The 24449-nt window shown below is 34.4% G+C and carries 17 protein-coding genes; 16 read left to right on the plus strand and 1 reads right to left on the minus strand.

Annotated features, from left to right (window positions below):
* Positions 1-22 precede the first annotated feature (22 nt).
* The 5 genes from AC5SR4_RS09615 to ric all read left to right on the plus strand — a co-directional run bounded on the left by AC5SR4_RS09615 (position 23) and on the right by ric (position 4965).
* Positions 23-1420 (plus strand): nitrous oxide reductase accessory protein NosL, encoded by a 1398-nt coding sequence (locus tag AC5SR4_RS09615; protein WP_495356031.1) that lies wholly within the window; start codon positions 23-25, stop codon positions 1418-1420.
* A 35-nt stretch (positions 1421-1455) separates the two neighbouring features.
* Complete coding sequence (locus tag AC5SR4_RS09620; RefSeq protein WP_495356032.1) at positions 1456-2697, plus strand: nitrous oxide reductase family maturation protein NosD; 1242 nt, start codon at positions 1456-1458, stop codon at positions 2695-2697.
* Positions 2694-3401 carry an ABC transporter ATP-binding protein gene (locus AC5SR4_RS09625; protein WP_495356033.1) on the plus strand — a complete coding sequence of 236 codons (708 nt, stop codon included), beginning with the start codon at positions 2694-2696 and terminating at the stop codon, positions 3399-3401. The genes AC5SR4_RS09620 and AC5SR4_RS09625 overlap by 4 nt, the downstream gene beginning before the upstream one ends.
* Positions 3394-4176, plus strand: a complete 783-nt coding sequence (locus AC5SR4_RS09630; protein WP_495356034.1) for an ABC transporter permease — start codon at positions 3394-3396, stop codon at positions 4174-4176. The genes AC5SR4_RS09625 and AC5SR4_RS09630 overlap by 8 nt, the downstream gene beginning before the upstream one ends.
* Positions 4177-4242: 66 nt before the next feature.
* Positions 4243-4965 carry an iron-sulfur cluster repair di-iron protein gene (gene ric, locus AC5SR4_RS09635; protein ID WP_495356035.1) on the plus strand — a complete coding sequence of 241 codons (723 nt, stop codon included), beginning with the start codon at positions 4243-4245 and terminating at the stop codon, positions 4963-4965.
* A 38-nt stretch (positions 4966-5003) separates the two neighbouring features.
* Here the strand turns inward: ric and AC5SR4_RS09640 are convergent, their stop codons facing one another.
* Positions 5004-5591, minus strand: coding sequence for an RNA polymerase sigma factor (locus AC5SR4_RS09640; RefSeq protein ID WP_495356036.1), 588 nt, complete (start codon positions 5589-5591; stop codon positions 5004-5006).
* Positions 5592-5702: 111 nt separating this feature from the next.
* Between AC5SR4_RS09640 and AC5SR4_RS09645 the strand changes: the two genes are divergently transcribed.
* The 11 genes from AC5SR4_RS09645 to AC5SR4_RS09695 all read left to right on the plus strand — a co-directional run bounded on the left by AC5SR4_RS09645 (position 5703) and on the right by AC5SR4_RS09695 (position 24409).
* Positions 5703-7001: a FecR family protein gene (locus tag AC5SR4_RS09645; protein WP_495356037.1), complete on the plus strand. Its 1299-nt coding sequence runs from the start codon at positions 5703-5705 to the stop codon at positions 6999-7001.
* Positions 7002-7298: 297 nt separating this feature from the next.
* Positions 7299-10619: a SusC/RagA family TonB-linked outer membrane protein gene (locus tag AC5SR4_RS09650; RefSeq protein ID WP_495356038.1), complete on the plus strand. Its 3321-nt coding sequence runs from the start codon at positions 7299-7301 to the stop codon at positions 10617-10619.
* A gap of 12 nt (positions 10620-10631) precedes the next feature.
* Positions 10632-12005: a RagB/SusD family nutrient uptake outer membrane protein gene (locus tag AC5SR4_RS09655; RefSeq protein ID WP_495356039.1), complete on the plus strand. Its 1374-nt coding sequence runs from the start codon at positions 10632-10634 to the stop codon at positions 12003-12005.
* A gap of 83 nt (positions 12006-12088) precedes the next feature.
* Positions 12089-14968: a M16 family metallopeptidase gene (locus AC5SR4_RS09660; RefSeq protein ID WP_495356040.1), complete on the plus strand. Its 2880-nt coding sequence runs from the start codon at positions 12089-12091 to the stop codon at positions 14966-14968.
* 138 nt (positions 14969-15106) lie between these two features.
* Positions 15107-15445: a cupin domain-containing protein gene (locus tag AC5SR4_RS09665; protein ID WP_495356041.1), complete on the plus strand. Its 339-nt coding sequence runs from the start codon at positions 15107-15109 to the stop codon at positions 15443-15445.
* A 681-nt stretch (positions 15446-16126) separates the two neighbouring features.
* A complete protein-coding gene (locus AC5SR4_RS09670) occupies positions 16127-17914 on the plus strand; it encodes a DUF6119 family protein (protein WP_495356042.1) in 1788 nt (595 codons plus the stop codon).
* A gap of 149 nt (positions 17915-18063) precedes the next feature.
* A complete protein-coding gene (locus tag AC5SR4_RS09675) occupies positions 18064-19335 on the plus strand; it encodes a DUF6161 domain-containing protein (RefSeq protein ID WP_495356043.1) in 1272 nt (423 codons plus the stop codon).
* Positions 19336-19704: 369 nt separating this feature from the next.
* Positions 19705-20436 carry a hypothetical protein gene (locus AC5SR4_RS09680; RefSeq protein ID WP_495356044.1) on the plus strand — a complete coding sequence of 244 codons (732 nt, stop codon included), beginning with the start codon at positions 19705-19707 and terminating at the stop codon, positions 20434-20436.
* Positions 20437-20702: 266 nt separating this feature from the next.
* On the plus strand, positions 20703-21320 hold the full coding sequence (locus tag AC5SR4_RS09685; RefSeq protein ID WP_495356045.1) for a hypothetical protein: 618 nt from the start codon (positions 20703-20705) through the stop codon (positions 21318-21320).
* Between the two features lie 457 nt (positions 21321-21777).
* Positions 21778-22902, plus strand: coding sequence for a Fic family protein (locus tag AC5SR4_RS09690; RefSeq protein WP_495356046.1), 1125 nt, complete (start codon positions 21778-21780; stop codon positions 22900-22902).
* Between the two features lie 682 nt (positions 22903-23584).
* On the plus strand, positions 23585-24409 hold the full coding sequence (locus AC5SR4_RS09695) for an RteC domain-containing protein (protein ID WP_495356047.1): 825 nt from the start codon (positions 23585-23587) through the stop codon (positions 24407-24409).
* Positions 24410-24449 lie beyond the last annotated feature (40 nt).

Here is a 24449-nt window from a genome sequence, read left to right on the forward strand (position 1 = left end):
TTTAAGGGGTTATTTTTTTATCATGAAAAACATTAAAGTATTTTTTGCACTCTTTTTATGCCTATACTTTTTACAAGTAAAAGCACAAAACACAATGCATTGTGCAACGTGCAACATGCTTGTTAGAGATAATGCCCATAAAGCCAGAGCTGAAAAAAATGGTGAGACGCTCCATTTTGATTCGGCCGAATGTTTGATTAATTATTTAAAACCCTATAACCAAAATGAATTTTCTTCAATAGAAGTTTCAGACTACAGCACACAATCCTTTATAAATGCAAAAACGGCATTCTTTTTAATTAGCAAATCTATCCCTAGCCCTATGGGAGCCAATTTAACAGCTTTTAGTAATCAGGAGGTCATTAAAAGCATTATAAGTGAAAAGGGCGGACAATTATTTACTTGGAACACAATTGTTGCAAAGTTTAACAATCCTCAAGAAAACAGTTTAAAAATTATTAAACATGATCATTACAGGCCAGATGCCCATGCCCCAATAGGCGTTATGGGCGACCATTTACACCAAAAAGGAGAGGTAATGGTTTCCTTGCGTTATATGAACATGGCTATGAAGGGAAATGTATCAGGGTCAAACAATATTTCTAATGCAACGATATATAATAATTATATGGTAGCACCTCAAAAAATGAACATGGAAATGTATATGTTGGGCGTAATGTATTCTCCCTCAAATAAACTAACCCTCGCTTTAATGCAAAGTTTTTTAATAAAAAACATGGATTTAACAGCAAGAATGATGGTAAATAATATGGCTATGTTAGAAAATTTTTCAACCGAAAGTTCAGGTTTAGGCGATTTAAAATTAGGCGTTTTATACGGCATTTTTAACCATAATGAAAAGGCTTTACATTTAAATATGGGTTTTAGTATTCCAACAGGAAGCTTATCTAAAAAAGACGATACACCTATGGGATCTAATATAAAGCTACCATATGCCATGCAACTTGGAAGCGGCACTTTAGATATAGCATTTGGGGCCACATATAAAGCGGTTTATACAAATACTTCTTGGGGCACACAAGTTCTAGGAACATTTAGAACGGGAACCAATAGTGAAGGTTATCATTTTGGAAACACCTATGAATTAAACTTTTGGGGTGCTTACAAACTGTCACAAAATATCAGCATATCTGCAAGGGTACTCGGAATTGATGAGGGCGGAATAACAGGAGCAGATGCCGAATTAAATCCAATGATGGTCCCAACAGCCAATACCAATAATTATGGAAGCGAAAAGATAAAATCCTTTATTGGGTTTAACCTGTCATTTCCTGTAACATCAAGTTTAAATGATTTTAGATTTGGTGCAGAAGCTGGAGTGCCAATCTATGAACATTATAATGGCATTCAAATGAATGAAAATTTAACCATTAATGTTGGTGTAAAATATAATATATAAACACCCATTTAATGGGTAAAAACAATAAATATAACATGAAATTATACTTTCAATATAGTGTTTTGGTTTTTGTGATTTTGTTATCACAAGTAGCGCGTGCACAGTATATTGAAGTGTGTAAAGGTTGTAACATCCAATCACTTAAAGAAGCTATTTTAAAAGCCCAGGATTTTGATACCATTCTTGTTAAAAAGGGTGTTTACAAAGAAAACAATATCCAAATAAATAAACCATTAACAATTATTGGAGAAAATTATCCAGTTATAGACGGGGAGTTAAAAGGGGAAATTATCACAATAGTTTCAAACCATGTTAGTGTAGATGGGTTGTTTATTATTAATGTAGGCACAAGTTATACCGAAGATTATGCGGCCGTTAGAGTAAAACGAAGCAAGCATTTTGAAATAAAAAATTTAGTGCTGGAAAAACTGTTTTTTGGTATCTATCTTGAAAAAGCCGAAGATGGAATCGTGTTCAATAACAAGATTGTTGGTCAAGCCGTTGAAGAGTATAATTCAGGAAATGCTATACAACTGTGGTATTGTAAAAGAATCAGCATTCAAAATAATATTGTACAACATGTTAGAGATGGCATCTATTTAGAGTTTTCAGATGATTGCATTATAAAAAATAATGTAAGCACAAACAACCTTCGTTATGGTTTGCATTTTATGTTTTCAAATAACGATGTATACGAAAACAACGAGTTTTCTAAAAATGGGGCAGGCGTTGCAGTTATGTTTTCAAAGCAAATAAAAATGTATAACAATGTATTTAAGGAAAACTGGGGCACCGCCTCTTATGGCGTCTTGCTAAAAGAAATTAATGACGCCGAGATTATAGGCAATACTTTTGAAGAAAATACCATAGGCATTAATATAGAAGGCTCCAATAGAATTGTATATAAAAACAATAATTTTATTAATAATGGTTGGGCTATAAAAGTTAGGGGTGCCTGCTATACAAATCAATTTATAGGGAATAATTTTTTATATAATTCTTTTGATGTTTCATATAACAGTAATATAAACGACAATGTTTTTGATAGAAATTACTGGAGCAATTATACGGGTTACGATTTAGATAAAAATGGTGTTGGCGATGTGCCGTACAGGCCCGTAAAACTGTTTTCCTATATTGTAAACAGAACACCAGAAACCATTATATTACTTAGAAGTTTGTTTATTGATATTATTGATTTTTCCGAAAAAGTATCTCCGGTTTTTACGCCAGACAACTTAATGGACAATAATCCTTTAATAAAAAGAATACCATGATTACTATTCAAAATCTACATAAAACATTTGGAAAGAACATTGTGCTAAGCGGTGTTAATTTAGATATTAAAGAAGGCGGTATTTTTGCAGTTCTTGGCCCTAATGGTTCTGGAAAAACAACGCTTATAAAATCAATTTTAGGAATGGTAATTCCAAATAAAGGAAGTATTCATTTATTTGGAAAAAGTATTAAAAACAATTCCGATTACCGAAATAAAATTGATTACCTACCCCAAATAGCAAACTTTCCAAGTAATTTAAAAGTAAAAGAATTAATCACCATGATTAAGGATTTAAGGGGTAATACAACACATGATAATGATTTGATAAACCAATTTAAGCTTCAACCTTTTCTTGATAAAAAACTAGGAACCCTTTCAGGAGGTACCAAGCAAAAAGTCAATTTGGTTTTAACCTTTATGTTTGATAGCCCAATTATTATTCTAGACGAACCAACATCGGGGTTGGACCCCATATCCTTGTTACGTTTAAAAGACTTAATTCAATTTGAAAAAGCAAAAGGCAAAACCATATTAATTACATCCCATATCATGAGTTTTGTTGAGGAAATATCAGATGAAATCGTTTTTCTCTTAGAAGGACAAATTTATTTTAAAGGAACCATTGGTGAACTTAAGGAAAAAACCAACCAAACAGATTTTGAACATGCCATTGCATCAATATTAACAAAAAACCATGCTTAAGATATTAAAATATAGTTTTTACGATTTAATGCGTAGCCGTTGGAGTTATGTATACTTTGCTTTTTATTTATTACTCAGCATTGTTTTATTGTTTTTAAATAACGATCTCTCTAAAGCAGTTATTACTTTAATGAACATCATCATCGTTTTAGTGCCTTTAATAGGAACTATTTTTGGGGTTATGTATTACTATAACTCCAAAGAATTTACCGAGCTGCTTTTAGCGCAGCCTTTAAAACGATCCACCATATTTTTGGGTCAATATCTAGGTGTTGCCTTATCACTATCAATGAGTTTAATTTTAGGATTGGGGCTCCCTTTTGTCTTTTATGGATTATTTAAGTCTAATGCCATTTGGGACTTTTCACTATTAATCACCACAGGCACCTTCCTTACATTTATTTTTACGGCACTGGCATTTAACATAGCCTTATCAAATGAAAATAAAATTAAAGGGTTTGGCTATGCTATCTTGTTATGGTTGTTTTTAGCCATTATATATGACGGTATATTTTTATTGTCGCTTATATTTTTTGAAGACTATCCTTTAGATAAACTGTCGTTAATAGGTACAATGCTAAACCCCATAGACTTATCAAGAACACTCATTCTGTTAAAGTTGGATATTTCAGCATTATTGGGTTACACGGGGGCTGTTTTTAAACAGTTTTTTGGAACAAGTTTAGGACTCATTGTGTCCTTTATAATGTTAACACTTTGGGTTATTTTTCCCATTTTCAGAATTGTTTACAAAGCAAAAAGAAAAGATTTTTAAAATCGTCCATTTAATAATTCAATAAAAATCAAAATAAAACAGTAAATCATTTAAAATAAATTAATTATGAATACAATAGATAACAAAACTGTAGCAGAAGTCGTTGCCGAAAACATTAAAACCGCCCATATTTTCAAAAAGTTTGGAATAGATTTTTGTTGTGGGGGAGGTATCACCATAGAAAAAGCTTGCCAAAAAAAGCAGCTAGATTATTCCCAAATTAAAGCAGCCTTATTAAATGTAGAAGAAGCTCCTAAAGCCTATAATTACAATTCATGGAAGCTTGATTTTTTAATCGATCATATTATAAACATCCATCATAGCTATGTAGAAGAATCAATTCCGTTAATTTTACAATATTCAAATAGAGTAGCCGAAGTTCATGGGCATCATTATACTGAAGTTATTGAAATTAATAAACTTTTTAGTGAAGTAGCAAACGAGCTAGCGGCTCATTTAAAAAAAGAAGAGCATGTTTTGTTTCCCTATATAAAAACACTACTATCGCATAAAGCCGAAGGAAAACCATTAAACACCCCGCCATTTGGAAACATTAATAACCCCATAGCTATGATGGAACACGAACATGAGTCTGCCGGAGCCATATTTAAGGAAATAGCCAGGTTAACCAATAATTATACACCACCGCAGGACGCATGCAATACATTTAGAGCGCTATATTCAAAATTAGAAGAGTTTGAGCAAGACTTGCACCAGCACATTCATTTAGAGAATAATATTTTACACCCAAAAGCTAAAAAGCTAGAACAAGAGCTTGGTATTATTTAAAAATGTTACTTAAGGATAGCGGTTGTAGCTTAAACCAATTATAGAGGCTTCTTCCCAAAAAGCAAAAACAAGATGGCATCCATGCGGTCACCTACGCGGCTACGTAAGGCCGCAAAGGCCCTGCCCATGTGCACCTCAACGGTATTAACAGAAATACCCAAATGTTTGGCCGCTTCAGGATAGGTAAGGCCTTCCTGCTTGCACAATAAAAACGTTGCCTTGCATTTTTTGGGCAAATTGTCTATTTCCTCCTTTACCAAGGCAATAAGGCGTTCTAAGTCATAATCGCTATCCTCATGGAACAGGCTGTCCAAATCGGCAATATATTTTTGTTCCAGGGCCGAGGTGGCCGTATCTTTTCGATACTGATCTATAAATTCGTTGTAAACCGACCGAAATAAAAACTTATTAAGCGCCATATTGGGGTTTAAAGTGGCGCGTTTTTCCCAAATGCGTACCATAACGTTCTGCACAATATCTTCCGACTTAAAGGTGTCGTGCGACAAACTATTGGCATAGCCACAAAGCCTATTGTAATAGGTCTTTACCAAGTAGTCATAGGCTTTCTCATCACCTTTAATAAGATGTTCAATAAGCGTTTTAGGGGTGGCAAATGCATTTTCCAAAAGAGCTTTTTTTAAGGGATTTCGAAAACAAAGATATATTTTTTTACAAAAAAATTAGTGGTGTTGCATTTTGGCTTCGTTATTAGGGTAAAAGTGTTTTAAATTTATAAGATGGATTCAAACATCGAACCAATAATAATAAAATTCCTTACCCGCAACATTTCTGGTGCGGAGCTTAAGCAGTTAGAGCATTGGCTGGAAACCCCGGCCAACGAGGCTCAATTTAAAAAATACTGTCGGGTTAACGCCTTAATTAATATGAATATAGGGCAGTACCAAACCGAGCAGGCCAGCAAAAATATATTACAGCGCATCCGCGAGCAAAAAAGTGTGTTCTACAAGCGCCGTATGCAGCGTCTTTACAAGTACACAGCCGCCGCTGCCGCCATTTTGCTAATAGCAGCAATCACCATTCTCTTAATTCAGAATTCAGAATTCAGAATTCAGAATTTGGAACCCATCATAGTAAATAACCAAATAAAAACAGGCAGTGATAAAGCCACGTTAACGTTAGAAGACGGCACCATAGTGCCTTTGGAAAAAGGCATCTCATACCAAACAGCATATGCCAGCAGCAATGGCGAAGCCATCACCTACACAGCTAACCGCAACAGTGAGCAACAAACGACTAACCGACAAACAACAAACACCTTAACAATACCAAGAGGCGGCCAATACCAACTAGCTTTGGCTGATGGCACCAAAGTCTGGCTAAACTCCGAAACCCAATTAAAATACCCGGTAGCCTTTATGGACGGCCAACCCCGCGAAGTCACCCTAGTATACGGCGAAGCCTATTTCGACGTCTCCCCAAGCACAGAAAACGGTGGCTCTAAATTTAGAGTATTGTCACCCCAGCCGAATGTCACTTCGAGCAGGTCTAATGTCAATGCAAGTGGAATGTCATCTCGAGCGCAGTCGAGAGATCTCACACAGATTGTTGAGGTACTAGGAACCGAATTTAATATAAAGGCTTACAAAGACGAACCCCACATATACACCACCCTTGTAGAAGGAAAAGTAGCCATTACGCCAATGGCCAATGGCCAAAACCCAACACCTAACACCCAACACCCAACACCCAACACCCAACACCTAACACCCAATACCCAATCCACCCTAAACAAAACCACCAATACCCTAAGCATAGCCACCGTAAACGTACGCAACGCCACTGCCTGGAAGGACGGCGTATTCTATTTTGAGGACAAACCCCTTAAAGACATCATGAAAGTACTAGAGCGCTGGTACAATATGGAAGTCGTATTTAAAACCCCGGCCTTAAAAGACGAGCAGTTTGTAGGTATTTTAAAAAAGAACCATAACATTAAAAACATATTAGATATTATAAAAGCCACCAAGGTTATAAATAATTATGAAATACATGAAAGCACTATATATCTGGAGTAGCTGTCATTGCGATGAGGAACGAAGAAGCAATCTCTTTAACAAAAGAACGTCTTTTTATGGGTGAGACTGCTTCGCCCTTATGGGGCTCAGTGACGAGATTAAAAACTAAAATAAAAACAATTAAAGCAAACATTAACCACTAAAACCACAACATATGAAAGATAAATAACTTAGAAGAGATTCCTGCTTCCGCAGGAATAAAAAAGGAACAATGTTTAAACCCGCAAAAGTTACAAAACACTGTCCCTATAGATTATCAGTCAATTTTTAATAAACTAACCAATAACATGTAAATTTATGGAAATAAAATTAACCAAAAGCCTTTTTCGCCCTATAAGTATGGGGATTGGAAAAAAGCTTATAATAGTTATCATGCGAACCACACTATTTTTGTTCTGTATGTCGGTGTTTAGTCTCTCACCTGGCAATTTAGTGTCCCAAAACACTAAAATAACCATTACTGAAGACAAAACCGTTACCGTTGATGAGGTATTTAAAATCATTATGGCGCAAACCAGCGACTATATGTTTATATACCATAAAGATGTTTTTAAAAACCTTCCCAAGGTACAACTTAAAAAAGGCAAAATAAGGCTTAACACCCTACTTAACCAAAGCCTTTCGGGGGGGCATTTAAACGTGGTACTTACCCAAGATAATACCATCCTTATTAAAGATGCCAATACTAGGCAGCAAATACAGGTATCGGGTAAAGTTACCGACGAAAACGGTATGGGCATTCCCGGCGCTACCATACTAATAAAAGGCACCACTAAAGGCACGGCGGCCAATATGGATGGGAATTATAGTATTGTGGTGCCTAATCCTGAGAATGTTTTGGTGTTTTCTGCTGTGGGGTTTGGAACGGTTGAAATTACTGTTGGGAATCAAAGTGCCATTAATGTGACCCTAAAAGAAGAAGTTGGGCAGTTGGATGAAGTGATATTGAATGCAGGGTATTATAAGACGACTGATAGAACTAAAACAAGTAATATTTCTAAAGTTATAGCCAAGGAGATTGAAAAACAACCAGTAACATCCCCTATTATGGCATTACAAGGTAGAGTTCCTGGTTTAGATATAGTTCCTACTAATGGGGCTGCTAGTAGTGCACCCCAAATACAAATTCGTGGAAATAATAGTTTGAGATTTGACGGTAGTTACCCTCTTTACATAGTTGATGGTATTCCCATTGAATCTAAACCTTTAACTGGAAATTCAGAATTTCTCAATTTCCTTGACCCACTTGTAGCCCTAGACCCTAGTAATATTGAAAGCATTGAAGTTCTTAAAGATGCTGATGGTACAGCTATTTATGGTTCCAGAGGCGCAAATGGTGTCATACTGGTAACCACTAAAAAATCATCAAGAAAAGGTAAAGTTCAAGTAGATTTAAATCTTTATCAAGGCGTTGGCCGTCTTACACAAAAACTAGATGTGTTAAATCGCGAACAGTATCTTGAAATGCGTATGGAGGCACTAGCAAATGACAACAATAGACAACCAAATTCAACTGATTATGATCTTAACGGAGTATGGGATAATACTCGTGAAACAGATTGGCAAGAATTATTTTTGGGGGAATCAGCAAGGATCAGTCAAAGCTCATTAAGTATTTCCGCTGGTGGGGATAATACTACTTTCCGTTTAGGAGGTAGTTATTATAAAGAAAATACTATTTTCCCTGGTAATTTTGGTTTTGAACGAATAAATGGATTCTATAATATGAACCATACTTCTTCAGACCAAAAATTTAAAGCGACTCTCAATATTACTTATGGACATAATAAAAGTCACTTATTTGACGATGCTGCTCTATTTGGTAATTTATTAAGACTTCCTCCTGTTGCACCACCGCTATATGACGAAAACGGAGAATTAAATTGGCAACCACGTTCTAATGGACGTAGTTCATGGATAAATCCTTTGTCTGTAATGCGTAAAACAGATGATGTTAGTAGTAATGCTCTAAATGTAAATGCTGTTTTAAATTATGCCATACTTCCCCCACTTAATTTAAACTTAAATTTAGGATATCAGGATCTTGATATGGAGCAACTAACCAAAGAGCCATTAAGTTCTATGGATCCCAACAGCTTCTTTTTTGCAAATGCAACAGGATCAAATTCTTTAGGTACATCTAAACGAAGCTCTTGGATTATAGAACCTCAATTAAATTTTATCAAATCATGGGGGTCACATAATTTAAATATGCTCTTTGGAGCAACTTTTCAAGAAAATATTGATAGGTTTAGAAGAACAGATGGAACAGGATATACTTCTGATTTATTGTTAGGATCCTTGCTTGGAGCCGCCAATGTAGTTTATGATGAAGATTTAGACTCTAAATACCGCTATGCTGCTCTCTTTGCCCGCATTGGTTATAATTATAAAGAGAAGTACTTAATAAACCTTACTGGTAGGAGAGATGGATCATCACGATTTGGACCAGGTAACCGATTTGGTAACTTTGGAGCTGTAGGATTGGCTTGGATATTCTCCGAAGAAAATTGGTTAAAAGATTCAAAAATAATAAGTTTTGGTAAGCTGCGCTCTAGTTTTGGATTAACGGGTAATGACCAGATTGGAGATTACATGTACTATGATATTTACTCTCCAACTTCACAGGTTTATCAAGAAGTTAAAGGCTTAAGCCCACTACAATTATTTAATCCTGATTATGCTTGGGAGGAGACTAAAAAGCTTGAGGTAGCTTTAGAAATGGGTTTCTTGAAGGATAGGATTTCTATGTCTTCAAGTTGGTATCGCCATAGGTCTTCAAACCAGTTGGTAGACTACAGATTACCAGCAACATCTGGTTTTCTTTCAGTAAATTCTAATTTTAACGCTACGGTTGAGAATTCTGGATGGGAATTGTTATTAAATACTGTCAATATAAATAGTGATAATTTTCGATGGACAACTTCTGTAAATTATACAATACCTAAAAATAAGTTAATAAGATTTGACGACATAGAAAATTCTACTTATGCAACTCTTTATAAAGTAGGAGAACCGCTTACTGTGGGAAGATATTATACCTATACAGGAGTTGACCCAATAACAGGACTTTACACCGTTGAGGACCTTAATGGAGATGGTAATATTACTGAAAATGACGATCAGCAGTTCATGAGTTTATTAAAACGGGAATATGGTGGAATACTAAATACTTTCAACTTTAAAGGATTGGAACTCTCATTTCTATTTCAATATGTTAATCAAACTCGATCAAGATCGGATATCTTTCCCACCCATCCACCAGGACGCATTCAAACGAATACAACGGTGAGTGTCTTGGACAGATGGCAAGAAGAAGGTGATATTACCGATACACAGAAAGTTTTAGCTAATTTTTCAATTTTCACACCTTGGGGATATTATATCAATAGTAATGAAAATATTCAGGACGCTTCATTCCTTCGTTTAAAAACCTTATCACTTTCATATTCTTTACCAGACTCTTTTCTGGATGTAACGAAGCTTAAACAGGCTAAAATTTATCTACAGGCACAAAACTTATTTACAATTACAAACTATATAGGCCTAGATCCTGAAACTGGAAATGAACTACCACCTCTTAAGATGATTACAGGAGGAGTTGAATTAAAATTTTAAAAATTAAAGATTATGAAAATTAAATATATTATATCTGTGTCACTTATTTTAAGTTGTTTGTTTTCCTGTGAAGATTTCATTGAAGTTGATCTAGCCGATAAATATGTGTCAAAAGACCAAGTGTTTAATAATGATCAAACTGCTGAAGCCGCTATTATAGGCATTTATCATGATATCGTATTAGATGGAGAATTTATTAATGGTACCGAAGCCAGTACTACTGTATTATGTGGGTTATTGGCAGATGAATTGAATTATATTGGTACTAATGATAGTTATTCTCAATTTGAAGCAAATGTATTGATGCCTAATAATTTAAGAGTGTTTCAATCTTGGCAATCGGCTTATCAGACAGTTTATGCGGCAAATGCAGCATTGGAAGGATTAGCAATATCTACTGAAGTCTCTTCAGACATTAAATCCCAGTTAACAGGTGAGGTATATTTCATCCGAGCCTTTACCTATTTTTATTTAGTTAATTTATTTGGTGATGTACCCCTTATAACAACTACAGATTATAGAACAAATTCAGTTTCAGAACGTCAGCCAGAAAATAAAGTATACAACCTCATAATAGATGATTTACTTAAAGCTATTGATAATTTAAGTGAAGATTATATTGCAGGAGATAAAGCGAGACCAAATAGAGCTACAGCAAATGCCTTACTAGCAAGGGTTTATCTATATCAAAAAAATTGGGGGCTTGCTGAGCAATTAGCAACAGAAGTAATAAATGATTCTCGATATGAATTATTAGACAATTTAAATGAAGTTTTCTTAGCAAATAGCCAAGAAGCCATTTGGCAATTACCATCTGTTTTAAGTTATATTAATACATACGAAGGAATTCATTTTGGTGATGGAAATTCTGAAAATGTATTAACAAATGATTTGATAGATTCTTTCGAAGGAAATGATCAACGATTACTTAACTGGACTAAAAGTTATGATAACGGTGGTGATATTGTACACGTACCGTTTAAATATAAAGTATTCATGTATAGTCAACCAATAACCGAGTATTCCATGGTATTTCGTTTGGCAGAGATGTATTTGATCCGTGCTGAAGCAAGAGCGCAAGGGGGTGCTTTAAATAATGCAATTGAAGATTTGGATATGATCCGGGAAAGAGCGGGTTTACCTTTAATTAGTGATACAAATCCATCTATTGATCAACAGGCTTTATTACTTGCCATTGAACAAGAAAGACGTGTTGAACTTTTTACAGAAAAAGGGCACCGTTGGTTTGACTTAAAACGTACTGGTCGTGCACAGTCTGTATTAGAAAATATCAAGACTGGTTTCACTATAGAAGATTTTCTTTATCCAATACCACAAGATGAATTGGATTACAATCCAAACCTTGAACAAAATACTGGATATTAGCTTGCTATCTTAAATTATTCATAAATGCCACAGCCATGCATGGCTGTGGCATCAATTATTTCAATTTTACAACCTAAATTATTATGACAATAAAGTTTATCACTACACAATTAAGAAATATTGTTAGTTTATTTTTTATACTTATCAGTATTTGTTTATGTACAGAGACCAATGGGCAAATAAAAAAAGAACAACTTTCTATGGACCCACAGTTACGTTATGGCAAATTAAAAAATGGTCTCACCTATTATATTCGCTATAGCAGCGAAGAAAAAAATAAAATAAACTATAGTCTAATAGTGAATACTCCCAATACTGATAGTACTTATGCCGAGTTTGCACATCTAATTGAGCATATGGCCTTTATTAATACCAAAGACATTTCTTCTTTAAAAGAATTTGTTGAAGAAAAGTATAGTTTAAGATTAGGGAAAGGTATTAATGCAGGAACAAATTTGTACAATACTTTTTACTACATCAATGGATTGCCTAATACTAATGAAGCCATTAAAGACGGCTTATTGATTCTTAAAAATTGGGCGTATGCCTTAAAACTCGATTCTAACGAAATTGCACGGGAGAGCATGGTAGTAATAGAAGAATTAAAAAATGGCAATTCTGACCTCAATACATTGCCCACTACCCATCAATATTATAAAAAAATAAAATTGAACTCGATTTATCAAAATATATCAACCAAACGCAATAGAATTAATAGTATAAGTTCTGTTAACCAACAAGAATTAATTGATTTTTATAAATATTATTACAGACCTAATGGACAGGCTATCATTATTGTTGGGGACATAAATGTCAACCAAATGGAACAGCAAGTTAAAGAGTTTTTTTACGATCTTAAAAAAGCTAAAAAATGGACTAAACAACAAAAATATATCAATCCAAGACTTGATGGTAAGAACAGATTTGTTGTTACAAGAGCAGATAATAATAAACCAACATATAATCTAAATGTTATTACTAAATGGCCTATCACAAAAATAAAGACAAGAAGTGATATTAAACGCTTGGAAGTATATGATCTATATAATGAGATGGTTAATAACAGATTTAAAAAAATAAACCAAAAAGGTAAGTCAATTATTGCTTCCCATAGTTTATTTTCAGGAGCTATACCTGGATTGGATACTTTTACTACCTCATTATATAGGGTTGATAGTTTGGAATCGTTGAAATCTTCATTTCAAGAATTAGTACGTAGAGTTGAACAAATCGTACGGTATGGTTTTACAGATGTAGAATTACAGTATGCAAAGGAAAATCTACTTGAAAAACTAAAAAAATCTAAAGAGAAAAGAGGTGTCAAATCTTTGATAGAAAATTACAAAAATCATTTTACCAACAATAATATACCTTTAGACCCAGAACAGGAGTTTATAATCAAGGATAGTCTTATAAACCATATCACATTGAAGGAGGTAAATGACATGGCTCAAAAGTGGATAGCCAATAAAAATAGGGATATTGTTTTGGAGGGGCCTAACCAAGAAAATATTCCAGACGAAGCCACAATACTAGAATGGATTAAAGAAGTTCAAAGTGATGAAATAAAACCATATGTTCAACAAACTTATGAAATAGAGCCGATTATTAGTAATGAAAAGTTAGAGGAAATATACAAAGGTAAATATTACTTGGTTACAGTTCACAAGGAGGAGGCTGGTATTACCATAATCAAATTAGAAAATCATGTGAAAATTATACTCAAACCAGTTGTACATGATGGATCGGATACTATAACTAAAGATATTATATTTAAAGGCTTTTTCTCTAATAGAAGTCTTATTGTTAATGATAGTTTATATTGGTTGGCAAAACATGCTCCTTCTGTAATTGATAGAAGCGGGGTAAATGGATTAAGCAATGCAGACATTGATTATTTTAAGAGCCAAAAAAAGATTTCAGTATCCCCATTCTTTAATGAAGATTCAAGAGGCATTCTTGGATCTGGCCCTATAGATCAATTAGAGTCTATGATGCAGTTGTTCCACCAATATATGGTTAGTCCCAATAAGGACATAGCCGTTCTTGAAGATTGGAAAAAAGAACAAATTAATAGAATAAATAATATGGATAAGCTTTATTCTTTAAGTGCTTATCGTGATTCGTTAAATATTATTCAAGATGGTTTCAAAAGGTACTCATCTAGGGTGCCAGCAATAGAAGATATGGAACTGGAACAAGTTTATCGAGCATATGAAGAGTTATATCAGAGACCTGAAGGGATGACTTTTGTTCTGACGGGCAACTTTAATGTAAAAAAAGTCACTTCTATACTTGTAAGATATTTAGGGTCTTTGCCTAATAAACCTACTGACAAGGATAATCTTAAGAATTTATTTGGAGGTAATGATTATAACGAAAAGGACTTAAAGAAAAGTATAAATAAAACATATTTTATAGGAGATCAAAATCAAGCAAAAATAGATTTATATTTTTATGGAATAATGAATCCCATTTCTGATAAAGAAAAGCTGAAATTTCAGATTTTAAGGAATGTATTATACGAAGTATTACTTAATCGGTTACGATTTGATGAAGGGTCAGTCTACACTCCAATGACATTGTACAACATTTCCGCTTCAACAGGAGAAACGAGGTTATTAGCATCTTTTAATTGTGCTTTTGAAAATGCAAACCATTTAGCTCAACTTACAAAAGAAGAAGTAATTCTGTTACAGAAAAAAGGTCCTGATGCAGTTTTATTGGAAAAGGTTAAAAATTACATGATCAATGAGGTTTCATCCTATTCCAATATGCAAGAGTGGAGGGATTATTTAACTGAACAAATTTTATTTGGACTCAAACCTGAAGCCATTGCGGAATATCCTAATATTATAGAAGCAATTAAGGTTAAAGATATACAAGAAGCTGCCCAAAAGTATTTGAAAGAAGAACATTTGATGGAGTTTATCTTATTACCAGAGAAGCTTAAGCCTATGTAAAAACAATGTACGGCACTTTACCCCGCTAGCACTCGTTGCAACGAGGGCCATCAACAGTGAGACACAGCATAAATGACTAAGAACCCCTGAGGCCCTCCCAATAAACATGGGTCTCAGGGTTTAAAAAAACACCCTACTATGCCAATAACCAAAACAAACCTATACCACCAACTATATCTAATAAAAGACCCCCAAAGCCCCAAAACCATAGCAAGCCTAAACGGGCAACACCTAAAACTGGTAAAATTAATGGGGGTATCTGCATGGCAAAAACACGACACCCACGACACCCTAGTTTTGGTTATAGAGGGCCGTTTTGTATTGCAGTTGCGTGATAAGGATATACAGTTAATGGAAAATGATTTTATTGTTATACCTAAAGGTGTGGCGTATTGTACGATAGCGGATAAAGAGGCTTGTGTAATACTTTTTGGGGAGGAAAGCTTGCCGCCACGCGGCAAGCGTGTTTTTGTTTAAAATTTCACTACCCCGAAATAATACAGGGACATGTTTAAAAAACTATTAGACCTTATAAAAGGGCTTCTTATTATAATTGGTTTGGCCCTATTAGGCGATTTGCTAACCTGGTTGTTTTTGTATTTGGTTTTTGGGTAGGGGGAGTTTTAATGTGATGATTTGTTAATGTTTCAATATGGAAATGTGTTGACTAGTCGATTTGGAGATGAGTTGATTAGCTGATTAGTTAATTTGGAGATGTGTCAGTTGGATGGTCTGATATGGGGGGATTTTAAAGTTGCCCTATTTTTTTGCCGCTTTACGGTTTTCCGTAAAGAACATTCATTGGTATGGATTAGCTTTGTAAGTAGCTCAGTAATTTAAGAAGCGACATTTAAACCCAAGTTATGGGTAATGGTTACTGACAGCATGCTCTAATGTGTTGGGGAATGCGGCAACTAGCAGGCAGGGAAAGAGATGTGCTTTTTGTTTTTTTGGGGCTTTGTGACGTTTGTGACTTTACAGGGCTGAACTTGAACTTTGATTTGTGCTTTTGTTTTGTATAAAAGTTTACTTTTTTTTGTATGAAAAGTGTTAGATGTTATGAGTTTTTTTTTATATTTGAGGTGTGTATATAATAGAAATAAACACACTAGTGTGTTTGTTTAGTTGTTGGCAGCAATTTAACCAAACCAAGAAACAATGATTGCAGGACAGACCAAATTCAACCTGAAAATCTTTCAAATCGATAAATCATATTATGAATTTAAAGATGCGTCTGACAAAGAAATCATTAAAATTATCCAAAACAATCACGAAAAAAAATTAAGACATAAATTTCAAGATTCAACTCTCATAAAACCTGAAGTTAAATATGAAAACGATGGAAAGTTCAAATTCTGGTCTTACTGCTATAATCAGCCAAAAGAAAAATATTATTGGAAATTATTCTTGCCCGAAAGTTTAACGGAAAATCAAAATTTTGAAATTATAGAATTTTCCTTCGTACTCTTCATTAAATACAAGTCCGAAATTTACTGTGTAATTAGCGGAAGTGGAATGAGCGTAATTAGGAAATTTATAAATCCGAGTTTTGGAATCGACTTATATCAAAGAATTGCCAAACCCAAAGAGGATATAATTCAAGAATTGGAAATCCGAGGAGTTGCCAATAATATTTCTCAAAAGAAACAAATTTTCAATTTCAATCAAACTATTGCTGAGACATTGGAATATTCGGAAGTTCCAACTAAAATTAAGCTTCAAATAAGAGATGAGCTTAAACTAAATGAGTTCAAAAAGTATTCGTTAAATGACGACGTTGCCTTACTAGAAGTTGGCTCATATTTTAGTATTAGAAAGAAGCTAAACTTCGATGAACTCAAAGTTTTAATTAAGGATATTCAAAAAATTAGAAAAAACAACAAGCCTGTTCAACTAACATTATTTTTCAAGATTAATGAGCCCGAACTAGTTGACGAACTAGACGAAACACTAAAGGAAATAATAGTCGATGATATTTTATTACACAATACACCTGATAAAGTAAAATATAATCAAAGTGATGTTATAGAAGTTGTACACCCATCAAAATTAGAATTGTTTTACGAATGCAACAGCTTTTTAATTCGAGCAAAATTTTCAAGAGGTAAAACCGATGTCACAGTTAAGAAAAGAGAACAACTATATTTTGAATGTACAAAACACATTTTTGACAACTTAGAAGATGTTAGAGATAGGTTCAAAATAAAAAGGAAATTATTTAAACTTAACATTGTTGGTCTGATAAATAATTCAGAGAAAACATATGGGCATTTTTTCTCGCATATAACGGCAGAAATTGACTATTTAGGACAGAAATATTTTAAGATTGACGGTCATTGGTATTTACTTGATGATGAGTTTTTAGAATTAATGAATAACGATGCCAAAGAGTTTTATACCAAATATAGAATGGTAGAAGAACTCTTATTAAAATGGCCAAAAAAGAAAGACGAGGATTTTTATAACAAGAGTCATAATCACCTTAAAAATTATTTTGTCTTAGATAAGGTAATTAATGATAACATAGAACTTTGCGACTTAATGGTTATAAATGACAAAAAAGTTTATTTCATTCACGTAAAGAATGGTTTTAATACAAAAATGAGAGACTTGTATATTCAAGTTGTCTTATCAGCTAAAAGGTTGTCAAATGACTTAAAAGACAGTAAAAAAAGTATCTATTTCCAGAAAACATTAAAACTTTACAATGAACGAAATCCGACTAAAAAAGTAAATGTTACGGAATTAATTGATAGGTTGAGAAAAGACCCGTCACAAGCGACTTTTGTAATGGCATTTAAAAATAATCATTATGAAGGAAAACCTATTTTGGAAAGGATTGATTTGTGTAAATCTAATATTGCTAAGTACGCATTAGTACAAGTAGTAAAAGAAATGCAACAATTCAAGTTCGGAATTGAATTAATAGATATATCGGACAGATAAAAACTGCTGCCAGCAACGTATATAAAAAATGGCGGTTTAGTCGCTTAAACAAACGAAATTTAATAAATTAAAGGTCTTTACAAAATCGAAAAATTAGTGAGTGAAATTCGCTACTTTTCATATACAAGACCGTTATCCATAAACTGAAAATGACAACAACTGAATTAAGAAAGAAAATTGCAGAATCGGAATTACCAGAATGGTTCAATTCAACTACTGCGAATATAAGTTATCCACATATCAACTTTTCTATTCAGTTAGAAGGTTTGAGTTCAATACATAAATGGATTACACAACAAATTAAGGGATGGGAAGATTATGGTTCACTACCTAACGAATTTGAGCAGTCAAAAAGACATTTCAATAAGTTAAAGTTAAGAATTGAAAGTTTCATTAATTCTTATCACAATCAAACGAATTCAGTGAATTTAGATAGTTATTGGAGGGAAGAATCAGGGCAGTTATCGAGTAATTCATATTTTTTCACTTCTGACGCACCACTTACTGCATTCCTGATCGACATACATCAGAACAAACCGGCTTACTTTCAAGGAGCTTACAACTACATTGTTGACTCATTTCGTATGAGTAACAGAAATGATTTTGTCGGCTCTTTATTAGCTTATGAGTTTGAGTCAAAGGACTATTCGGAAATCATAAACAGACGGAACAAAGAAAAAAGCTCAATAAGCAAACTACGCAATAGTTTTCAAGAACAACTTAATGAGTCTGAAAAAGATTTAACAGAACACCTAACCAATGCTAATACTGATTACGAAAATTATGTAGAAGCAATAGATACTTTAAAACAAGATAAAGAAGCCCTAATTAATAATTGGTTTGAAGGTAATGAAGAAAATGAAGGAATAAAAAAAGAACTAATTAAATTTTTTGAGGAATCTAAAGAGAGAAGGAAAAATCTAGAAATTGCTTACGACAAAAAACTTGAATTATCGAAACCAGCAAGATACTGGCAAACTAAAGCAAATACTTATTTTAAAAATTATAAGGCAGCTAGAACCATTCTAATGGTTTTAATTGGTTTTTGTACATTATTACTGGGAGCTATTTTAATAGTAGCACCTGATTATATTTTCAAACAAGTATTTAAAGGTAACGAAGTAACTGTTGTTCGTTGGTCTTTAATATTTATAGCATTTTTAGCATTAATGGCATTTGCTATAAGAGCAGTTAACAAAGTTATGTTTAGTTCTCTTCATTTATCAAGAGATGCGGAGGAAAGACATGCTTTAACTTTCGTGTACTTATCATTATTAAATGAGCAAGGAACGTCAATGGATGCTGAAGATAGAAAACTGATTTTACAATCCTTATTTAGTCGTTCAGATACAGGGCTCTTAAAAGAAGATTCAGGTCCAACAATGCCGAATGATTTCATAAGTAAAATAATTAATAAATAATCTCAAAAGAAAACCCCTGCTGCTGCACGAAACCGATAGGTTCGACGTAGTCAAACCGTTAGGTTTAACGCAGTCAATCCTTTCGCGTGGTAGATTAGAATCAAGATATCCACACCTGCTATAAAAAATCCTCCAGACTTGTAAGTATTTGTTATTTATGTATATTTGAGTGTATTCAATAAAAATAAACACCCTGGTATGTTTATCCGGTTGTTATAAATAATTATGAAGAGAGCCAAGAAAGTTTTAATTAGCCTAGTTCTTTTTTTCTTATTCATTGCAATTTTATGCTCTTGTAATATAATTTGGAAATCCCCATCGTTTTATAATGTTAAGGAAAATAGAGAACTGATTGCACCGATAATGGATATGGAAGCATACAAAGAAATTTGGCAATCACATAGAAGGCCATATTGCTACACTATTAGGTCGAAATCAAAAGGTGAAGTGCATATTCTTGGTGTCGAGCATACCACAGACCCAAATCATTCCCAGTTTGATACGATTCGTAATTTGTGGGATCAAGCAAAGCCTACCTTTGCCCTTGTAGAAGGAAGGTTAGGTTTCTTATTTACTTGGTTTCAAGACCCCATTGACAAATATGGTGAGGGTGGATTGGTTTCTGAATTAGCAAAAAAGGATGGAGTTAATTTATATACTTGGGAACCTACTCGAGATGACGAAATTGAAATCTTGATGAAACAGTTTCCTGTTGAACAAATAGCGATGTTTTATACGTTCCGTCCTTATTTCAGTAATATGCGACACGGCAAGCCTGAAAATCCAGAAGAAAAATTACAGGAATATTTAAAAAGTAGAACCAATTATAAACATATTAAAGGTATATACCAGTCTTGGGAAGCGCTTGATAGCATTTGGCAGAAAGATTACCCTGAAATTGATTGGAGAGACTACTCTGATGAACAAGGGTGGCCCAAGGGGTATCTATACGATATATGGAATGCATCCAATTTATCCAGAGATTTTCACCTGGTGCAAATAATCGCTGAACTAGTTGAAAAAGAAGAAATTGTTTTTGTTACTATGGGAGCTAGTCATGCGCCTCGAATTGAAAACACTTTAAGAAGCATGATAAAATAACTATTTATAACACTGGTAACCGTTGCTCAAGCCCATAATTTATATAAACAAGATATATTTAAGTCCTGCTACCGTACAAAACCTTAAGGTTCAACGCAGTCAATCCGTTCGTGTGGTAGATTAGAACCAAGATGCCTACACCTGTGCAAAAAATCCTCTAGACGTATAAGTATTTGTTGTTTATGTATATTTGAGTGTATTCAATAAAAATAAACACCCTTGTATGTTTTTTAGTTGTTGTGGGTATATATAAACAAAGCTCTAAAATGAAATTAAACTTCGCCAAATATTTAATAATAATTCTGCTTTTGGCAAGTTGTGGCAACAAGAAAAAGGAAATTAAAGAATATGGCGTTAGACAAAAAGATTCGGACAGTTTAAATGTTTCTATTCGAATATCGGAATTTGACAATTATAAAAATTTTCTTGACCGACTTAAAGAAATTGTCTGTTATGACAGTATTCCTAAAATTGTCTTAGAAACGGAAAACAAAGTACGGAATATCTATCCTATTGAATACTGTGAAAACCCAATGTTTCTTCCAAGATTTCGAAACACGTTTTTCATTCAAAAAGATAGTATTATCAAAAATAAAAGAAAAGTAGAGTTTTCTGAATTGGGTGTTTTAATGAAACAAAACTTTGAGAATATGGGAGAAAAAGCTGATTTTGCGGACAGTCCAGAAATGGTTTTGTTTATTTTTGAATACTACGAAAATAAAGGTGTCGACGGAATTGAAAAATATTTAGAGGCAATTACAGAGTCTTATGACTATATTCAAGCTGAAGACGAACTAAAAATTGCTTTTTGGACAAAAATGGATGTTATACCTGAATCCGTAAATGGAGAATTACGATATAGAACATATAGAACAACTGAATAAATACCCGCTGCCGGGGCGAAACCTTTCTCGTGGCAGGTCGCTTCGACTCCCGTCGAGTGCTACGATCTAAAACTAATTGTCTAAGCTGCCGGGATGTACTTTATAGTTTTCCAAAAAGTAATCAATATATTCAGGAATTTTGGTTCCCAAATAATAAGGCAAATTCATTAACAAATAAGGCGTGCCTTGCGGCGTCTTTGCTTCAACCACTGAAAACGCACCGGCATAAGGGTGGTTTCTTAAAATTTTGTAACAAAGTAAATGCAGATTGGGTGGTAACCGATGCTGTAACAGGTTACATCATGTGTAAATATTTTAGATGTTATTTTACTTTTTAATCAAAAAATACAATAACAATGATTCTTATTGTAGTTTTTGTTAAAAAACGAAAATAAGAGGTTTTGCTATTTTACTTTTTGGTAGATTTGTAAAATAGTAATTATTTAATTTACAGTTTATGCAAAATTTTAAAGCCGGAGGTTATGTAAATCAAGGCTATTATAAAAGTTTTCAACCTACACTTGTGGATCGCGTGTGGCAATTAGAAAATATGGACGTTATACAACTTTTGAGTAAAGCCGACAGACAATTGGGTCGATTGGATATGTATTCGGAATATGTTAATATTGATATGTTCATTCAAATGCATATTGCCAAGGAGGCCACACAATCTTCAAAAATTGAGGGGACTCAAACAAATATTGAGGAAGCTTTCCTTTCCAAAGAAGATGTGAAAACAGAGAAAAGAAATGATTGGGAGGAGGTTCAAAATTACATCATGGCCATGAATGAAGCTGTTAAAATGTTACATACATTACCATTCTCATCTCGTCTTATCAGGCAAACTCACAAAATCTTATTACAAGGTGTTAGGGGAGAGCATAAAATTCCCGGAGAATATAGAAAAAGTCAGAATTGGATTGGGGGAGCATCTATAAGCGATGCCATTTTTATTCCGCCTGTGGACACTAGTTTACCTGAATTAATATCAGATTTAGAGAAATTTGCCAATAATGATACCAATCCGCTTCCGGATTTAATCAAGGCTGCTATAATCCATTATCAATTTGAAACGATACATCCTTTTCTAGATGGTAATGGGCGGGTAGGACGCCTTTTAATTACTTTATATTTGGTGAGTGCAGGCATTTTAAAACAACCCATTTTATATTTATCTGATTTTTTTGAACGACACAGAATGCTATATTATGATAATTTAATGCGTGTTAGATTTCAAAACGATATGGAGCAATGGCTAAAATTCTTTTTAACAGGCATTATAGAAACAGCACAAAAAGGGGTAAAAACATTCGATGGTATATTGCAGCTCCAAAGGAATATAGATTTGAAACTTAAAGAATTGGGAACACGCAGTGGAGATGCTTACAAAGTAGTGAACTACTTATACAATAAACCCATTGTTGATGCACAAACTATTAGTATCATTATTGAAAAATCCCTTAAAACGGCTTACGCATTAATTACGGATTTAGAAAAACTTAAAATTTTAAAAGAAGTTACCGGTGCTAACCGTGGTAGGTTGTATTTATTTGAAGATTACATGGAACTTTTTAAAAAGTAATCAATATATTCAGGAATTTTAGTTCCCAAATAATAAGGCAAATTCATTAACAAATAAGGCGTGCCTTGCGGCGTCTTTGCTTCAACCACTGAAAACGCGCCGGCATAAATTCTAACGGCATAAGGGTGGTTTCTTAAAATTTTGTAACAAAATAAGGGCAGTTTTTTCGAATTCTTGTAACAAAGTAAAGACAGATTGGGTGATAACCGATAAAGAATATCAATTCTCACTAAACCCACCGGCTGCCGCGGCGAATCCCTTCGCGTGGCGGGTCGAATAGCTTTAGCTATTATCTAACCACTCCAAATAACTATCTTTTGTAATACAGTCAAAAGAAGCTTCGGGATAGTTTGTAGCGAAGGACGCCAGAATTTTTATAGCTTTCTTGGGGGAGTATTTAAATTCATAAGCGCTAATAACACCATTTTTTAATTCTATTAAACCCATCCAAAAAAAAATAAAAAAAAATTAGTGGTATTAAATTTGGGCTTCGTTAATAGAACAAAACAATGTATAACCCTAAAACCCAAAGACCATGACCTAGAAACACACACACCACTCGAAATACATTTATTAAAAAAAGCTTGGCCCTAAAAAGGCCCAAAATATGATTAACCTAAAGAATTAATAGCAAACAAGATGAAAAGAAAGAAATACTAATACATAAAAAATTAAAGTACCAATGAATCAAACCTTTGAACAATTCGAAGCAGAGATAAAAACAATACAGACCAACACCCCAGACCTACTGGAACAATGCGAACAGGGCGCCCAGTGCAGCCAAAAGTACCTGTGCCAGATACAGGCCATGGCCCTAGGGGCCGACTTTGCCGCCAAGAATGACATACGGGCCTTCCGCAAGGAGCAACTGCCCCAGGTGCTGGGCCACTGGATCTTTTACCGCGAGCACTACACCGTACAGATAAACCTGCCCCTGGGCACGGTAAAAAAGCAGATCAAGTACCTGAACAGGGAAATCCAGAAAAGGCAGGACTATATAAACACCCACCAGGACCTGTACCGTGCCTACAAGCGTGGCGACACCACCCTGGAGACCATCTACCTAAACACAGAGAACAACACCCCCTGCCTAAACGCGGGACCCTATTGCCTGTTCAGCATCCCCGGCCTAACCACCGGGATCGACAACATCCTGGCCACCCTGATAGCTTACGAGCGACTGATAGAAACCCTAAGGGAGCAGATAGCGCTGTTGGACCTGGACACCACAGCACCCGAAGCAGGGCCGCAGAAAAACGCCCTGTTGCGATGGAAGGGTACCAAGCGCGAGCTGGTGGAATGGATCTACATTGTCTATACCTGTGGGTTTATCATCAGCAAGAACAAAAGCCTGGCCGAGACCATGCGCATCTTCGAGGAGCTGTTTGGCATGAGCCTGGAAGGCTACCGGAGCATCATACAGGAAATTAAAAACCGCAAGATGACCAAGGCCAAGTTCCTGAAAAAGCTCATAAAAATGTTCGTGAAGTATCTAGCGGTTGGGTGAGTGCTTTAACGCGGGCGAAGTGGCTCCCCGCTTCTTTTCC

This window comes from Aestuariibaculum scopimerae (assembly GCF_059428085.1).

Bases quoted from the DNA above. Each gene is read 5' to 3' on its own strand.
- AC5SR4_RS09645 (WP_495356037.1), top strand. From the start codon at position 5,703: ATGGATTCAAACATCGAACCAATAATAATAAAATTCCTTACCCGCAAC.
- ric (WP_495356035.1), top strand. From the start codon at position 4,243: ATGAATACAATAGATAACAAAACTGTAGCAGAAGTCGTTGCCGAAAAC.
- AC5SR4_RS09660 (WP_495356040.1), top strand. From the start codon at position 12,089: ATGACAATAAAGTTTATCACTACACAATTAAGAAATATTGTTAGTTTA.
- AC5SR4_RS09665 (WP_495356041.1), top strand. From the start codon at position 15,107: ATGCCAATAACCAAAACAAACCTATACCACCAACTATATCTAATAAAA.
- AC5SR4_RS09690 (WP_495356046.1), top strand. From the start codon at position 21,778: ATGCAAAATTTTAAAGCCGGAGGTTATGTAAATCAAGGCTATTATAAA.
- AC5SR4_RS09670 (WP_495356042.1), top strand. From the start codon at position 16,127: ATGATTGCAGGACAGACCAAATTCAACCTGAAAATCTTTCAAATCGAT.
- AC5SR4_RS09675 (WP_495356043.1), top strand. From the start codon at position 18,064: ATGACAACAACTGAATTAAGAAAGAAAATTGCAGAATCGGAATTACCA.
- AC5SR4_RS09655 (WP_495356039.1), top strand. From the start codon at position 10,632: ATGAAAATTAAATATATTATATCTGTGTCACTTATTTTAAGTTGTTTG.
- AC5SR4_RS09630 (WP_495356034.1), top strand. From the start codon at position 3,394: ATGCTTAAGATATTAAAATATAGTTTTTACGATTTAATGCGTAGCCGT.
- AC5SR4_RS09650 (WP_495356038.1), top strand. From the start codon at position 7,299: ATGGAAATAAAATTAACCAAAAGCCTTTTTCGCCCTATAAGTATGGGG.
- AC5SR4_RS09625 (WP_495356033.1), top strand. From the start codon at position 2,694: ATGATTACTATTCAAAATCTACATAAAACATTTGGAAAGAACATTGTG.
- AC5SR4_RS09620 (WP_495356032.1), top strand. From the start codon at position 1,456: ATGAAATTATACTTTCAATATAGTGTTTTGGTTTTTGTGATTTTGTTA.
- AC5SR4_RS09695 (WP_495356047.1), top strand. From the start codon at position 23,585: ATGAATCAAACCTTTGAACAATTCGAAGCAGAGATAAAAACAATACAG.
- AC5SR4_RS09680 (WP_495356044.1), top strand. From the start codon at position 19,705: ATGGAAGCATACAAAGAAATTTGGCAATCACATAGAAGGCCATATTGC.
- AC5SR4_RS09615 (WP_495356031.1), top strand. From the start codon at position 23: ATGAAAAACATTAAAGTATTTTTTGCACTCTTTTTATGCCTATACTTT.
- AC5SR4_RS09685 (WP_495356045.1), top strand. From the start codon at position 20,703: ATGAAATTAAACTTCGCCAAATATTTAATAATAATTCTGCTTTTGGCA.